At 70.1% G+C, this 13,970-nt stretch carries 18 protein-coding genes; 11 read left to right on the top strand and 7 right to left on the bottom strand.

Going from position 1 to position 13,970, the window contains the following annotated elements:
• Window positions 1-112: 112 nt before the first annotated feature.
• Window positions 113-745, bottom strand: a complete 633-nt coding sequence (locus tag L6E10_RS15935) for an O-methyltransferase (protein WP_236220307.1) — start codon at window positions 743-745, stop codon at window positions 113-115.
• Between the two features lie 219 nt (window positions 746-964).
• Between L6E10_RS15935 and sigE the strand changes: the two genes are divergently transcribed.
• The 4 genes from sigE (at window position 965) to tatB (ending at window position 4,055) form a co-directional block, all read left to right on the top strand.
• Entirely contained in the window at window positions 965-1,546 is a 582-nt protein-coding gene (gene sigE, locus L6E10_RS15930; protein ID WP_236220306.1) for an RNA polymerase sigma factor SigE, read from the top strand.
• A complete protein-coding gene (locus L6E10_RS15925; protein ID WP_236220305.1) occupies window positions 1,543-2,073 on the top strand; it encodes an anti-sigma factor in 531 nt (176 codons plus the stop codon). Before sigE ends, L6E10_RS15925 begins: the two co-directional genes overlap by 4 nt.
• A gap of 66 nt (window positions 2,074-2,139) precedes the next feature.
• Entirely contained in the window at window positions 2,140-3,660 is a 1,521-nt protein-coding gene (locus L6E10_RS15920) for a S1C family serine protease (protein WP_236220304.1), read from the top strand.
• A 17-nt stretch (window positions 3,661-3,677) separates the two neighbouring features.
• Entirely contained in the window at window positions 3,678-4,055 is a 378-nt protein-coding gene (gene tatB / locus L6E10_RS15915) for a Sec-independent protein translocase protein TatB (protein WP_236220303.1), read from the top strand.
• A 65-nt stretch (window positions 4,056-4,120) separates the two neighbouring features.
• On the opposite strand, the gene L6E10_RS15910 is transcribed toward tatB, so the two are convergent.
• Window positions 4,121-5,266, bottom strand: coding sequence for an Mrp/NBP35 family ATP-binding protein (locus L6E10_RS15910; RefSeq protein WP_236220302.1), 1,146 nt, complete (start codon window positions 5,264-5,266; stop codon window positions 4,121-4,123).
• 103 nt (window positions 5,267-5,369) lie between these two features.
• Between L6E10_RS15910 and L6E10_RS15905 the strand changes: the two genes are divergently transcribed.
• Both L6E10_RS15905 and L6E10_RS15900 read left to right on the top strand, forming a co-directional pair.
• Window positions 5,370-5,837 carry a MarR family winged helix-turn-helix transcriptional regulator gene (locus L6E10_RS15905; RefSeq protein ID WP_236220301.1) on the top strand — a complete coding sequence of 156 codons (468 nt, stop codon included), beginning with the start codon at window positions 5,370-5,372 and terminating at the stop codon, window positions 5,835-5,837.
• Window positions 5,834-6,232 carry an NUDIX domain-containing protein gene (locus L6E10_RS15900; protein WP_236220300.1) on the top strand — a complete coding sequence of 133 codons (399 nt, stop codon included), beginning with the start codon at window positions 5,834-5,836 and terminating at the stop codon, window positions 6,230-6,232. The genes L6E10_RS15905 and L6E10_RS15900 overlap by 4 nt, the downstream gene beginning before the upstream one ends.
• 15 nt (window positions 6,233-6,247) lie before the next feature.
• On the opposite strand, the gene L6E10_RS15895 is transcribed toward L6E10_RS15900, so the two are convergent.
• From L6E10_RS15895 to L6E10_RS15880, 4 genes are read right to left on the bottom strand one after another with little or no spacing between them, the layout of a single operon-like run.
• Window positions 6,248-6,733, bottom strand: coding sequence for a DUF1003 domain-containing protein (locus tag L6E10_RS15895; protein WP_236220299.1), 486 nt, complete (start codon window positions 6,731-6,733; stop codon window positions 6,248-6,250).
• Complete coding sequence (locus L6E10_RS15890; protein WP_236220298.1) at window positions 6,726-7,979, bottom strand: magnesium transporter MgtE N-terminal domain-containing protein; 1,254 nt, start codon at window positions 7,977-7,979, stop codon at window positions 6,726-6,728. The genes L6E10_RS15895 and L6E10_RS15890 overlap by 8 nt, the downstream gene beginning before the upstream one ends.
• 15 nt (window positions 7,980-7,994) lie before the next feature.
• A complete protein-coding gene (locus L6E10_RS15885; protein ID WP_236220297.1) occupies window positions 7,995-8,831 on the bottom strand; it encodes an aminoglycoside phosphotransferase family protein in 837 nt (278 codons plus the stop codon).
• Window positions 8,828-9,163, bottom strand: coding sequence for a hypothetical protein (locus L6E10_RS15880; protein WP_236220296.1), 336 nt, complete (start codon window positions 9,161-9,163; stop codon window positions 8,828-8,830). Before L6E10_RS15880 ends, L6E10_RS15885 begins: the two co-directional genes overlap by 4 nt.
• 109 nt (window positions 9,164-9,272) lie before the next feature.
• Between L6E10_RS15880 and L6E10_RS15875 the strand changes: the two genes are divergently transcribed.
• Both L6E10_RS15875 and L6E10_RS15870 read left to right on the top strand, forming a co-directional pair.
• The gene (locus L6E10_RS15875) at window positions 9,273-10,232 is read left to right on the top strand and encodes a CoA ester lyase (protein ID WP_236220295.1); all 960 of its coding nucleotides are present in this window, start codon (window positions 9,273-9,275) and stop codon (window positions 10,230-10,232) included.
• 156 nt (window positions 10,233-10,388) lie between these two features.
• On the top strand, window positions 10,389-10,565 hold the full coding sequence (locus L6E10_RS15870; RefSeq protein WP_177220969.1) for a hypothetical protein: 177 nt from the start codon (window positions 10,389-10,391) through the stop codon (window positions 10,563-10,565).
• Between the two features lie 8 nt (window positions 10,566-10,573).
• On the opposite strand, the gene L6E10_RS15865 is transcribed toward L6E10_RS15870, so the two are convergent.
• Window positions 10,574-10,954 (bottom strand): DUF4190 domain-containing protein, encoded by a 381-nt coding sequence (locus tag L6E10_RS15865; protein ID WP_236220294.1) that lies wholly within the window; start codon window positions 10,952-10,954, stop codon window positions 10,574-10,576.
• Between the two features lie 201 nt (window positions 10,955-11,155).
• On the opposite strand from L6E10_RS15865, the gene L6E10_RS15860 reads away from it, so the two are divergent.
• From L6E10_RS15860 to L6E10_RS15850, 3 genes are all read left to right on the top strand, one after another.
• A complete protein-coding gene (locus tag L6E10_RS15860; RefSeq protein WP_236220293.1) occupies window positions 11,156-12,352 on the top strand; it encodes an acyl-CoA dehydrogenase family protein in 1,197 nt (398 codons plus the stop codon).
• A gap of 90 nt (window positions 12,353-12,442) precedes the next feature.
• On the top strand, window positions 12,443-13,264 hold the full coding sequence (locus L6E10_RS15855) for a DUF3396 domain-containing protein (RefSeq protein WP_236220292.1): 822 nt from the start codon (window positions 12,443-12,445) through the stop codon (window positions 13,262-13,264).
• A gap of 46 nt (window positions 13,265-13,310) precedes the next feature.
• Window positions 13,311-13,910: a hypothetical protein gene (locus L6E10_RS15850; RefSeq protein ID WP_236220291.1), complete on the top strand. Its 600-nt coding sequence runs from the start codon at window positions 13,311-13,313 to the stop codon at window positions 13,908-13,910.
• Window positions 13,911-13,970: the final 60 nt, after the last annotated feature.

The raw sequence follows: 13,970 nt of genomic DNA, 5'->3' as shown, positions 1-13,970 counted from the left end.
CTGACCCTCGAACCGGCGGCCCACGAGGGTCGCCGTCGTCGACGGCCTCGGGATGACCGCCGTCGTGGAGAGCGGGTGCCTCCGGCTCTCCACGCGGGACACCGTCCGGTCCTCAGGGACGACGCGCGGCGACCAGCAGGCCGTCACCCAGCGGCAGGATGACGGGCACGAGCCGGTCGTCCTCCCTGACCAGCCGTGCGATGTCCCGCATCGCCTGGGTCGACTCGTCGCGCTTCGAGGGGTCGACCACCGAGCCGTGCCACAGGACGTTGTCGAACGCGATGACGCCGCCCGGCCGGAGCATGCGGACCCCGTGTTCGAGGTACCGCGGGTACTCCGGCTTGTAGGCGTCCACGAAGACGAGGTCGTACGCGGCGTCGGTGAGCCTCGGCAGGACCTCCAGCGCCTTGCCCATGATCAGGCGGGTGCGCGAGGGCGAGATGCCGGCGGCCGCGTAGGCCTCGCGGGCGGCGCGCTGGTGGTCGGGGTCCACGTCGATCGAGGTCAGGATGCCCGACCTGGGCATCCCCGCCAGGAGGTAGAGGCCGCTGGTGCCCGCGCCGGTGCCGATCTCGACCACCGCGCGGGCCTGGAGTGCGGTCGCGAGGAACCGCAGTGCGGCGCCTCCGCCCGCGCCGATGGGCACGCAGCCCAGTTCCTGGCCGCGTGCGCGCGCCGCCAGGTGCACGTCGTCCTCGGGGAGGTACTGCTCGACGTACTCCCGCAGGGCCGATTCCGAGGTCACGGGTAAGCAGGCTAGTGCCCTCTGTGCCCAAAACGGGTGAACGCGGCCCGAACCGAGATTCTCAGGGTGCTCTCAGCCCTCTCTCACCATCGTTTAAAGCGGGCAGGAGAAGGTACAGAGGCAAGAAGCCAGGCTCTGGTCGGGAACAAGCCGGACCCGCCGTCCGTTGAGCCGCACGAGGGTCGCCGGGCGGCCCACATGGAGGTGCCGAAACACCTGATGCGCACGCAGTCGAGTTCTCCGGAGGCCGTCGCGCCCATCGAGACGGCCGACTGGACGCCGCCCTCGTGGGACTCCATCGTCCGCGAGCACGCGGACAGGGTCTACCGGCTCGCGTACCGCCTGACCGGCAACCAGCACGACGCCGAGGACCTGACGCAGGAGACGTTCATCCGCGTCTTCCGCTCGCTCGCGTCGTACAAGCCGGGCACCTTCGAGGGGTGGCTGCACCGCATCACCACCAACCTCTTCCTCGACATGGCCCGCCGTCGCAGCCGTGTCCGCATGGAGGCGCTGCCCGAGGACAACGACCGCCTCGAGGGTGACGACCTGTCCCCCGAGGAGATCTACGACGAGAACCACCTCGACCCCGACCTGCAGGCCGCGCTGGACGAGCTCCCGCCGGAGTTCCGCGCCGCGGTCGTGCTCTGCGACGTGGAAGGGCTCTCCTACGAGGAGATCGGTGCCACGCTCGGGGTCAAGATGGGTACCGTGAGGAGCAGGATCCACCGGGGCCGTCAGGCCCTGAAGGTCGCTCTCGAACGCCGTCGTCGGGAATCGTTGCTGGAGGACACTGCATGACCGACCTCCGTGGTTGGGGACTGCCTGAGCAGCACCTGGCGCTGGACGCCGTGGTGGCGTTCGTGGACGGGGAGCTTTCCCCGACCGCCCACGAACGAGCCTCGGCGCACATCCAGCGGTGCGGCTTCTGCGCCTTCGAGGCCTACACCCAGCAGCAGGCGCGCGCCGCGGTGCGCACCGCCTCGACGCCCACCGCGCCGGCGTCGCTGCTGGACAGGCTCGGTGCCATTCCCCAGGAGGTCGAGCTGCCGTCCGCCCCGGACGGGCTCGCGATCACCGAGGACGGCCAGTTCGTCGCCGTCCAGCGCACGGACAAGCCCGCGTTCGGCGCCGGACCGGTGCTGGGGTCGTCCAGACCCCTGGGCAGCACCGGCTGGTTCAACGGCCGCCGCGCCCGCCAAGGGGCCGGCGTCGTCGTGAGCGGCATGCTGCTCGGCGCGCTCGCGTTCACCACGCCGGAGAGCGAGGCCCCGCCCGCGCCCGCCGCGCCGCAGAAGGCCGGCGCCGTCTTCGCCACCACCCCCTGACAGTCATTTCACTGTTCGTGAGGCACGCTGTGGTTCAGCACTCCTAGCGGAAAAATTCGGGGAGAGATGAGCCAGCAGTCGCCCAACGGCCAGACGTCCACACCCGTTTCCGGAGTGGACGACGGAGCGCACCGCAGGCTCCGGCCCCGCCCCTTGGCGCAGCCGCCGGTGGACCCCGCGCACGCGACCGCCTTCGGCCGTCCTGCCGGAGTCGCCGGGGCGTTCGCCTCGCGGGACGTGCCCGCGCCCCTGCTCCAGACGGCGCCGCCGCCCCCGGAGTCCCTCGTGACGGCGTTCGGCCGCCAGGGCTCCTCGGAACTGCTGCAACGCCCGCCGCAGCCCACCTCCAGCCCCGACCCGGACATCGACCCCGTCTTCTGGGGCGACAAGCCCGCGGGCGACCCGTGGCGCGACCCGGCGTCCGGCGCCGTGATCGGCCCGCCCGCCGTCGGCGAGGAACCTCCCGGCGAACCCGAGCGCAAGCCAGGGCCCGGCCCGCAGCTGAGCGTCCCCGAACTGCTCTTCGGCCGCCGCGTGAAGCCGGCGGCCCTCGCGCTGCTGCTGACGGTCGCGCTGGTGCTCGGCGCGGTCGGCGGTCTCGTCGGCTGGCTGATCGGCCGCGCGGGCAACCCGCTGACCGACTCCACCGTGACCCTCGCCGAGATCGCCGAGGGCAAGGAGCGCCCGGCCGGCTCGATCTCCGACATCGCGAAGCGCGTGACGCCGAGCGTGGTGTCCATCGAGTTCAAGGGGGCCAACGTCGCGGGCGTCGGCTCCGGCGTCGTCATCGACGGCGGCGGCTACATCCTGACCAACGACCACGTCGTGGCCCCCGCGGCCCAGGACACGTCGGCCAAGCTCAGCGCCATCTTCACCGACGGCACCAGGGCCCAGGCCCGCGTCGTCGGCCGCGACCCGAAGACCGACCTCGCCGTCATCAAGGTCGAGGTCACCAACCCGACCGTCCTGCAGTTCGGCAACTCCGACGAGCTCCAGGTGGGCGACAGCGTGATCGCCATCGGCTCGCCGCTGCAGCTCTCCAACACCGTCACCGAGGGCATCGTCTCCGCGCTGCACCGCCCCGTGACGGCGGCGGGCGAGAACGGCGGCCCGCAGGTCACCTACGACGCCATCCAGACCGACGCCGCGATCAACCCCGGCAACTCGGGTGGTGCGCTCGTCGACTCGCGCGGCGCCCTGGTCGGCATCAACTCGTCGATCCGCACCGAGACGGGCGGCTCCGTCGGCCTCGGCTTCGCGATCTCCGGCAACCAGGCCCGCAAGATCAGCCAGGAGCTGATCCGCAACGGCTCGGTGAAGCACGCGGACATGAACGTCAACGTGAAGAGCGTGTCCGCCGAGACCTCCGAGGGCGCCCAGGTCCAGAACGTCCCCGCCGGAGGTGCCGCGGCCGCCGCCGGCATCCAGGAGGGCGACGTGATCACCAAGGTGGGCGACCGCATGGTCCGCAACGCCGCCGAACTGGTCGTGGCGGTCAGGGAGCACGAGATCGGCGAAACCGTGCAGGTCGTGCTCGCCAGGCAGGGCCGTGAGCTCAAACTCGACGTGACGCTGAAGAGCGACTGACAAGTAGGCTGGGGCCCGTGTTCGACAGCATCGGATGGGTGGAGATCCTCATCATCGTGGTCGCGGGTCTCTTCATCCTGGGGCCCGAACGCCTGCCGTCCGCCGCGGCGTGGCTCGGCAAGACGGTCCGCCAGGTCCGCGAGTACGCGACCGGCGCCCGCGAACAGCTCAAGCAGGAGATGGGCCCGGAGTTCGAACAGCTCCGCAAGCCCCTCGAGGACCTGCGCGAGCTGCGCAACTTCGACCCGAAGCGCGCGGTGGCCAAGCACCTGTTCGAGGACCCGGAGCCGACGACCAAGTCGAACGGCTACCCGACGCCCCCGACCCCGCCCGCGGCCGAGCAACGCCCGCTCGCGCCGGGCGAGCGGCCGCCGTACGACCCGGACGCCACCTGAGCTCGTGGAGAAGGGGCCCCGCCGACTCGCTCGGCAGGGCCCCTTCTCCGTGTCGGGAGCCGGCTCTAGCGGCCGGCGGGGGAGACGTTCAGCAGCCGGCCCGCCAGGCCGCGCGACCGCACGCTCAGCTTCGTCGCCACCTCGGACAGCACCCGCGCGGCGGCCGAGTCCGGCACGGCCTTCACGATCGGCGTGCCGGTGTCGCCGTTCTCCCGCAGGCGCGGGTCGAGCGGCACCTGGCCGAGCAGCGGCACCTCGGACCCGATCGCCTTCGACAGCGACTCCGCGACGGCCTCGCCGCCACCGGAGCCGAAGACCTCCATGCGCGAGCCGTCGGGCATCTCGAGCCACGACATGTTCTCGATGACGCCCGCGACCCGCTGACGGGTCTGCAGCGCGATCGACCCGGCCCGCTCGGCCACCTCGGCGGCGGCCTGCTGCGGCGTCGTCACGACCAGGATCTCGGCGTTCGGCACGAGCTGCGCCACGGAGATCGCGACGTCACCGGTGCCGGGCGGCAGGTCGAGCAGCAGCACGTCGAGGTCGCCCCAGAACACGTCCGCGAGGAACTGCTGCAACGCCCGGTGCAGCATCGGCCCGCGCCACACGACCGGGGTGTTGCCCGGCGTGAACATGCCGATCGAGATGACCTTCACGCCGTGCGACTGCGGCGGCATGATCATCTTCTCGACCTGGGTGGGGCGGCCGTCCGCACCGAGCATGCGCGGGATCGAGTGGCCGTAGATGTCGGCGTCGACGATGCCGACCGACAGCCCGCGGGCCGCCATCGCCACCGCGAGGTTCACGGTCACCGAGGACTTGCCGACGCCGCCCTTGCCGGACGCGACGCAGTACACGCGCGTCAGCGATCCCGGCTGGGCGAACGGGATGACCGGCTCCTCGGTGCCGCCGCGCAGCGTCTTGCGCAGCTCGGTGCGCTGGGCGTCGCTCATCACGTCGAGGTCCACCCGGACCGACGACACGCCGTCGAGGGCGGAGACCGCGGTGGTGACGTCGGCCGTGATCTTGTCGCGCATCGGGCACCCGGCGACTGTCAGGAAGACGCCGACCACAACGGCACCGTCCGCGCCGACCTCGACGTCCTTGACCATGCCGATCTCGGTGATCGGGCGGCGGATCTCGGGGTCCTGCACACCGGCGAGCGCCTTGCGGACGTCCTCGACGGTGGGGAGGGGCTGCGTGGTGGTCACCGATCCATGCTACGTCCGGTTCAGGCCCGTCCTACCGGCCGGTCACTTTCCAGCACAGGGTCAGGTCGTAGTGGAGTGGCCGCTGTCCGTAACATCGACGCCCGTGCCGGAATCGGGTAGTTCCCGGTTGCCCACCCGTGTCGAGCTAGGGGTGTGGCGATCGTTCCTCCGCGCGCATGCACGGATCACGAGGGTCCTCGAGGCCGAACTGATTGCTGAGCAGCGCCTATCGCTCGCGGCGTACGACGTGCTGGTCCAACTGGCCGAGTCGCCTTCCACGCGCCTGCGCATGACCGAGCTGGCCGACGCCGTCCTGCTGTCCCGCTCTGGCGTGACCCGCCTCGTGGACCGCCTGGAACGCGCGGGCCTCGTCGGTCGCGAACGCGCAGACGGTGACGGACGCGGCATCGTGGCCGTGCTCACACCTCTGGGCGCCGAACGTCTGCGCAGCGCTTCCACCACCCACCTGGCCGGCGTCGCCGAGCACTTCGGGGAGAGCTTCGGCCCCGGTGAGCTCGAGGCCTTCGGCCGCACGTGCGACCGCCTGGCAGCGGACGACGTGTTCCCGTGATCACGGTGGTGGGACTCGTGCACGTCGAGGCTGGCCGCCTCCTCGTTGTGCGCTCACGCAACAAGAAGGCCTTCTACCTCCCCGGCGGCAAGATCGAGCCCGACGAGACACCGGTCGAGGCGCTTCGCCGGGAGGTCTCGGAAGAACTGGGCGTCGAGGCTCGCGATCCCGCCGAGCTGAAGCGCTACGTCGCACCCGCGTACGGCGAGGGCGAAGGCGCGGTCGTCGACATGACCTGCTTCACGGCACAGCTGCTCGGCACGCCGCGGCCCACCGGCGAGATCGCCGAGCTGACCTGGGTGACGCGCGACGAGTACCGCGCGCACGCCGAAACGGCTCCCGCGATCCACGACGTGCTGGACGACCTGGTGGCGAGCGGCCGCGTCAGTCCGTGAGCGGGTCCGGCGGCGTCAAGGCCGGACCTTCTTGAGGTTGTTCTGCTCCTTCACCAGCTTTTCGAGCTCCCCGCGGATGAAGTCGCGCGTCGCCACCTCGCCGAGGGCCAGCCGCACCGCGGCCAGTTCGCGCGCCAGGTACTCGGTGTCCGCCTTGGTCTGCGCCGCCCGCTTGCGGTCCTCCTCCAGCGACACCCGGTCCCGGTCGTCCTGCCGGTTCTGCGCCAGCAGGATCAGCGGCGCGGCGTAGGCGGCCTGTGTCGAGAAGGCCAGGTTCAGCAGGATGAACGGGTACGGGTCCCACCGCAGTGACACCGCCACGAGGTTCACCGTGATCCAGGCGACGACGAGCAACGTCTGCCAGAACAGGAACTTGCCGGTGCCCAGGAAGCGCGCGAGCCGTTCGGAGAGCTGACCGAACGCGTCCGGGTCGACCGAGAACCGGAAGCTCCTCGGTTCGCGCGGCTGGTCGAGTCTGCGCCGGGGCAGTACTTCAGGCATGGCTCAGTCCCGTCTCGCGCCAGTTGTCCGGCAGCAGGTGGTCCAGCACGTCGTCCACGGTGACGGCGCCGAGCAGGTGCTCGGCCTCGTCGAGCACCGGGGCGCACACCAGGTTGTAGGTGGCGAAGTAGCGCGTCACGTCGCTCAGCGAGGCGTTCGGGGGCAGGCGCGCCATGTCCGTGTCGAGCACTCCGGCGACGAGGTCGAACGGCGGTTCGCGCAGCAGCCGCTGGATGTGCACGCAGCCGAGGTAGCGGCCCGTCGGCGTCGCGGAGGGGGCGCGGCACACGAAGACCATCGACGCCAGCGCGGGCGTGAGGTCGGGGTTTCGCACCCGTGCCAACGCTTCCGCGATCGTCGCGTCCGGCGTGAGGATGATCGGCTCCGGTGTCATCAGGCCGCCGGCCGTGTCGAACGAGTACTCGAGCAGGCGCCGGACCGGTTCGGACTCCTCGGGTTCCATCAGCTCCAGGAGCCGGTCCTTGGTGCCCTCGGAGAGCTCGCTCAGCAGGTCTGCCGCGTCGTCCGGGTTCATCGCTTCCAGGACGTCCGCGGCGCGTTCCTCGTCCAGGTGCGACAGGACGTCCTTCTGGTCCTCTTCGGACAGTTCCTCGATGACGTCCGCGAGCCGTTCGTCGTCCAGCGCGTCCGCCACCTCGTGGCGGCGCTTGGGAGGCAGCTCGTGCAGTGCGTGCGCGACGTCCGCCGCGCGCATGCCCTCGAAGACCGCGACGAGCTGGTGCGCACCCTGCGGCTGGCCCGCGATCTCGTTGACGCTCAGGCCGCCGACGTCCTCCCAGTTCCACACCTGGACCGGGCCCTTGAGGCCGAACCTGCCGGTGCGCTCCCGGCCCGCCACGCGGACCATGCGCCAGTCGCGGGTGCGGGTGAGCTCCATCGCGGCGTCCACGACCACCGCCGTGCCGCCGTCGTCGAGCTGGATCTTGGCGTCGAGCAGCTCGCCGATCACCAGGACCTCGTTGACCCGCTGGTGGAACGGCCGCAGGTTCACCGACCCCGTCGCGAGCGTCACGGCGTTCGGCTCGATCGAGGTGAGGCGCAGCATCGGCACGAAGATCCGCCGGCGCGTCACGAGCTCGATGACCATGCCGAGCACGCGCGGCGGCTGCCGGTCGATGCGCAGGCTGATCACGACGTCGCGGGCCTTGCCGACGGGTTCGCCGTCGGGGCCGAAGACGGGGAGTCCGGCCAGCTGAGCGATGTAGACCCGGTTCACGGCAACCACAACCACCAGGCTAGATCACGTGCGTGCCGCCCACCGGGCGATGTCGGCGCAGATCACCGCGACCTTCTCCACGTTCTCCTCCAGGCACCAGATCCAGTTGGCGACGGCCCGCTGCAGCGTCCAGTCCCGCGCCTTCGCCACGTCCAGCTCCCCGGCGTCGCAGATCGCGAGGAACCTGCCGGTCAGCCCCTTGGGCCCGTCCAGCTCGTCGAACCTGTTCCACAGCAACGGGATCATGCAGTACTCGGGGTCGCCGGACAGCGGCTTCGGGTCGATCACCAGCCACGGTTCGCGGTCGCCGCGCAGCACGTTCTGGTAGTGCAGGTCCTCGTTGACGAGGGTCGTGCCCATCGGCCTGGTGCCGGCTTCGCGGGCGGCGTCGAGCAGCTCGCGGGGAACGGCGGGGTGGTCGGCCGGGAGGGTGTCGCGGAACCGGCGGAGCTCGGCCGGCGCCTCGATGCCGCGGTGGCGGCGCAGCAGGCCGCCGATCACGCCGATCGCGAGGTCGACCGGTTCGTCGTCGAGCGAGTGCCGGTCGAGGCGTTCCAGCAGCAACGCGCCGAGCTCCTCGTCGTGGTCGAGGAGCTGGACCGCGCCGTTGCCGTCGTAGAGGCGCAGCGCGAGCGGTTCGTGGCGCGTCTCGTCGTCGATCCAGCTCAGCTTCAGCACTGCCGGGTGCCCGTCGGCGCGGCGGACCGGGAGCACGACGGCGCAGAACCCGTTCATCAGCGGGCCGTCCGGGGTGAGCCGCCAGCGGGCGCACGCCCTGGTGGCGAGCCTCGGCAGCGCCGCGACCCATTCGGACGCGCCCTCGCCGAGCTCCAGGCCGAAGCCCTCCGGCACGGTGATCATGCGCTGAACTCCAGCCGGTACACCGCTTCCCACGCCGGTTTCGCGTTGAGCCGCGCGGTCTTGAGCGCCTGCGCGGTCTCCTCGTCGGGCTCGGCCAGCCGCGCGGTGGCCTTCGCGTCGACCAGGTGCGAGTGCGTGGTGGGGGAGCGGACGGTGACGGTGACCTCCGCGCCGTCGGTCAGCGGCGCCTCCGGTTCGGTGCCGCCGCTCAGGACCCACAGCGCGTCGTCGCGCCAATGCGCGTGCACGAGACGGGGTTCGCGGCCGGGCGAGGTGATCCAGACCGCGGCCGCCTTCCGCAGCGCCGCGTCGAGTACTCGGGTGATCTCCACCGGTTCAGACTGCCAGGGTCTGTGAAACGGGACTCAGCGAATATGCGCCCGGAGACGATGCGTGCCACTGTGGCGCCACAGTTACCGGCCGGTACGAGGAGGTACTCCAGTGGTCGACCAGCAGCGTCCCCGTCGCTCGTGTCTGGCGGTCCCCGGTTCGAGCCAGAAGATGATCGACAAGGCCCGCACGCTGCCGGCGGACCAGGTGTTCCTGGACCTGGAGGACGCCTGTGCGCCGCTGGCCAAGCCCGACGCCCGCAAGACCATCGTCGCCTCGCTCAACGAGGGCGACTGGGGGAACAAGACCCGCGTCGTGCGCGTGAACGACTGGACGACGGAGTGGACGTACCGCGACGTCACCGAGGTCGTCGAAGGCGCCGGCGCGAACCTCGACTGCATCATGCTGCCGAAGGTGCAGACGCCCGAGCAGGTCGTCGCGCTCGACTTCCTGATCACGCAGATCGAGAAGACCATGGGCTACGAGGTCGGCAGGATCGGCATCGAGGCGCAGATCGAGAACGCCCTCGGCCTGAACAACGTCAACGCGATCGCCACCGCGTCCCCGCGCGTCGAGACGATCATCTTCGGCCCGGCCGACTTCATGGCGTCGATCAACATGAAGTCGCTGGTCGTCGGCGAGCAGCCGCCCGGCTACGACGTCGGCGACGCCTACCACTACATCCTCATGCGGATCCTGATGGCCGCGCGCGCCCACGACAAGCAGGCCATCGACGGCCCCTACCTGCAGATCCGCGACGTCGAGGGGTACAAGCGGGTCGCCGGCCGTTCCGCGGCGCTGGGCTTCGACGGCAAGTGGGTGCTGCACCCCGGCCAGATCGAGGCGGCCAACGAGGTCTTCAGCCCGAAGCAGGACGACTACGACCACGCCGAGAACATCCTCGACGCGTACGAGTACTTCACGTCCGAGGCGGGCGGCAAGCGCGGCGCGGTGATGCTCGGCGACGAGATGATCGACGAGGCCTCGCGCAAGATGGCGCTGGTGATCTCCGGCAAGGGGCGCGCGGCGGGCATGTCGCGGTCGAACGTGTGGACCCCGCCCGAGGACTGAGCTGGTTCACGGTCGTTACGGATTGTGCGTTACTTCACCCCGGATGTCACTGCACGTGTTCGATCGTCACGGGTTGCGTTCAAAACGGGTGAAGTGACGCACAATCAGTCACCGGAGTTTGCGATCTCGCCCCGGTGCGGGGGCATGCTCTGAGGCATGTCACGTTCGAGTAACGGCAAGGCGGGCAGACGCCTGCGGCTCTTCAAGCGCCGCGAGGACGACCTGCTCGAGCGCAGCTTCCGCAGCTGCCCGGGATGCGCTGCCGACGTCCACGTGTTCGCCGACGTCTGCCGCCACTGCGGTGGCGCCCTGGAGATCGCCCTCGCGGGCTGAGCCCGGGATCAGTAGGTCGACGAGTTCGCGGCGGCGATGATCGCGATGATGATGAACGCGAAGTACGCCAGCCAGCCGACGATCACCACGTAGCCGACGATCACACCGGCGAGTGCCATGCCGTGGCCCTCCTCCTCGCCCCGCTTGATCCGTCCCAGCGCGATGTGGCCGAAGATGACGCCCGCGATGGCGGTGAGGCCGCACGACACGAAACCCACGCACGACAGCACGAGCGCGAGGATCGCGTTCGTCTGCGGCTTCTGCACGGGTGGCTGGTAGCCGTAGCCGTACATCGGCTGCTGCTGGCCGTACGGACCGGGCTGGCCGTAGGGCTGCTGCTGGCCGTACGGATCGCTTGGCTGCTTCGGGTTGTACGGGTCGTACGTCATCAGGGTCCCCCTAGAAGTGGTGAGCCGGGATCTTAAGGTCCACCCACCTCGTTCGTCGCGTGCGGGTGCGGCATTACACCTGTCAGGGATGCTGTTTCGGTTCAGCCGTCGCCTCGCTGTTGCGGAGAGCACACCCCGGTCGCAAACGAGCGTTAACCGGTCCATACTCGCCGGTAACCAAAGCGTTGGAAGGGAAGTGCGATGGCGCGCCTCGCCCAGACCGCGGGTCTCACGGACGTCCAGGAAGAAATCCTCGCGACCGTTCGCACGTTCGTGGACAAGGAAATCATCCCGCACGCCCAGACGCTGGAACACGGCGACACGTACCCCGCCGACATCGTCGACGGCATGAAGGAGATGGGTCTCTTCGGGCTGACGATCCCCGAGGAGTACGGCGGCCTCGGCGAGTCCCTGCTGACCTACGCGCTCGTCGTCGAGCAGATCGCGCGCGGCTGGATGAGCGTCTCCGGCGTCATCAACACCCACTTCATCGTGGCGCACATGCTCAAGCAGCACGGCACGCCCGAGCAGAAGCAGAAGTACCTCCCGCGCATGGCCGCGGGCGAGGTGCGCGGCTCGTTCTCCATGTCCGAGCCCGAGCTCGGCTCCGACGTGGCCGCGATCCGCACGCGAGCCGTGAAGGGCGCCGGCGGCTACACGATCAACGGCCAGAAGATGTGGCTGACGAACGGCGGCACGTCGAACCTGACCGCCGTCCTGGTGAAGACCGACGAGGGCGCCGAGAAGGCCCACCAGAACCTCACGACGTTCCTGGTCGAGAAGCCCGAGGGCTACGGCGAGGTCCTGCCGGGCCTCAGCATCCCCGGCAAGATCGACAAGATGGGCTACAAGGGCGTCGACACCACCGAGATGGTGTTCGACGGCTTCGAGATCGCTGCCGACCAGATCCTCGGCGGCGTCTCCGGCCAGGGCTTCCGGCACATGATGGACGGCGTCGAGGTCGGCCGCGTGAACGTGGCCGCCCGCGCGTGCGGCATCGCGATCCGCGCCTTCGAGCTCGCGATCGAGTACTCGCAGCAGCGCAAGACGTTCGGCAAGGCCATCGCCGAGCACCAGGCCATCGCGTTCAAGCTCGCCGAGATGGCCACCAAGGTCGAGGCGGCGCACCTCATGATGGTCAACGCCGCGCGCCTGAAGGACTCGGGTCAGCGCAACGACGTCGAGGCCGGCATGGCCAAGCTCATCGCCTCCGAGTACTGCGCCGAGGTGACGCAGGAGTCGTTCCGCATCCACGGCGGCTACGGCTACTCCAAGGAGTACGAGATCGAGCGCCTGATGCGCGAGGCCCCGTTCCTGCTGATCGGCGAGGGCACCTCGGAGATCCAGAAGACGATCATCTCCCGCGGCCTGCTCCGCGACTACCGGTCACGCGGCTAGACACGGACAGTCGTTCGCCCGTTGGGGGTCGTTCTTTCACGGGACTGGCCCCTGACGGTTTTCGTCAGCCGGTCGTAGGGTTCGCTCACCTTGACCACAGATCTGACGCTTCCGAGACCTGTGTCGCCGCCGCACGTGGTCCGCCTGGAGCTGGACACGTTCTCCGGTGTCGACCGCCCCGCGCTGGCCACGTGGTTCGGCGCCTTGGTCACCGACCTGCTGACACCCCTGTGCCCGGCCTCCGTCGAGGAACTCGTGGCGGTGGCCCGCGACTACCACCCCTCCGGCACAACGCCGTGGGGCCCACCGGGTTACGCCCGCCTGCTGCTCTCTTCGGGTGACTTCACCCTCCCGGCGTGGTCACGGGCCCTGGCGGACCTGCCGTCGTTCCTGCGCGTGCAGCTGGTCCAGCTCGACTTCCAGGGCCTGCCCCTCGCCGACGGCGGCTGGACCGCGGAGGTCCTGCTGAAGGACGACCCCGCGTTCCCGCACCAGGTCGTCGTCACCGCCTCCCGCTCGCTGTTCGGCGGCTGGATCTCCCATGTCGTGCAGCAGAACTGGCTCTCGGCGTTCCGCTCGGGGGCCTCGCTGGTGCGCGCGTCCGGAGGCTGGATCACCCTGGACCGGGTGGGCGTGCGAACGGCGCACGAGGTCGCCGTCGGCGTAGGACTGGACGAATCCCTCTTCATGGCAGCGGAACTCTCGCGCGGCCCGCACTGGGCGACGCTGCTGGGACCACGTCAGGTCGCCGCCCTGGGTGGCGTGCAGGAGGTCTGCGCGACCGCGCCGTGCTTCTCGGTTGAGCACCTGGGTGGCGGCCGCGTACTTCTGCAGCTCACCGAGCACCTGGACGAGGTGCCCGGTGAAGCCGTCCGGAAGCTGGCCGAGTTCCTGGGGCCGGTGCTGCACTGATGTCCTCCCCGGGCGGAATCGGCTGTCGTTTGGGACCCTGTCGTTCGTGAGACCCTCGCTGAAAACCGACGTGCTCCTGGCCGTGGACACCGCCCTGCGCCCCACGGGCTTCGTCCGCCGCCGGCACGTCTGGCTCCAGGAGCGCGGCGACGGCGTCGCGGGCTGGCTCGGCTTCGGCCTGTCGGGCGCGCTGGACGTCACCCCGCTGGTGGGCGTCTGCTTCCGCCGTTACGACGAAGTCTGCCGTGCACTGGGCGTCGGAATACCCGCTGCGCCAATCGTTTCCACGCCTCTCGGCGCCCTCGTGCCGGAGAAAGCGGTGTGGCGATGGACCTTTGAGACTGGCGGCGACCACGCGGCCAGTGCTTCCTCTTTGGTCGCAACGTTCTCGAAGCACGGCAAGCCCTACATCGACGAGCACGCGGAGTGGGACGCGCTGGTCCGCGAGCTCGTCGCGAAGCCCGAGTCGATGCTCGACTTCGAACGGGCGCGCAAGCTGGCGATCATCCACCTGCTCAACGGCGATGCGGGTGCGGCGGGCGAGGTGCTGGAGAAGGGACGCGAGAGGGTCGCCGGCAGCAGGGACGTCCACGCGCGCTCGTACCGCGCCTTCGCACATCGGTTCGAGATGATGATCGCTCGATAAGTCCTGGCCACGCCGCTGAATCACGCTTATGGTGTGCGCGGACCGCGCTGGAGAGCGCGG

Origin of the sequence: Lentzea sp. CC55 (genome assembly GCF_021056325.1) — a bacterium.
Lineage (GTDB): Bacteria > Actinomycetota > Actinomycetes > Mycobacteriales > Pseudonocardiaceae > Lentzea > Lentzea jiangxiensis.
This window is presented reverse-complemented; position numbering and strand designations above follow the sequence as displayed.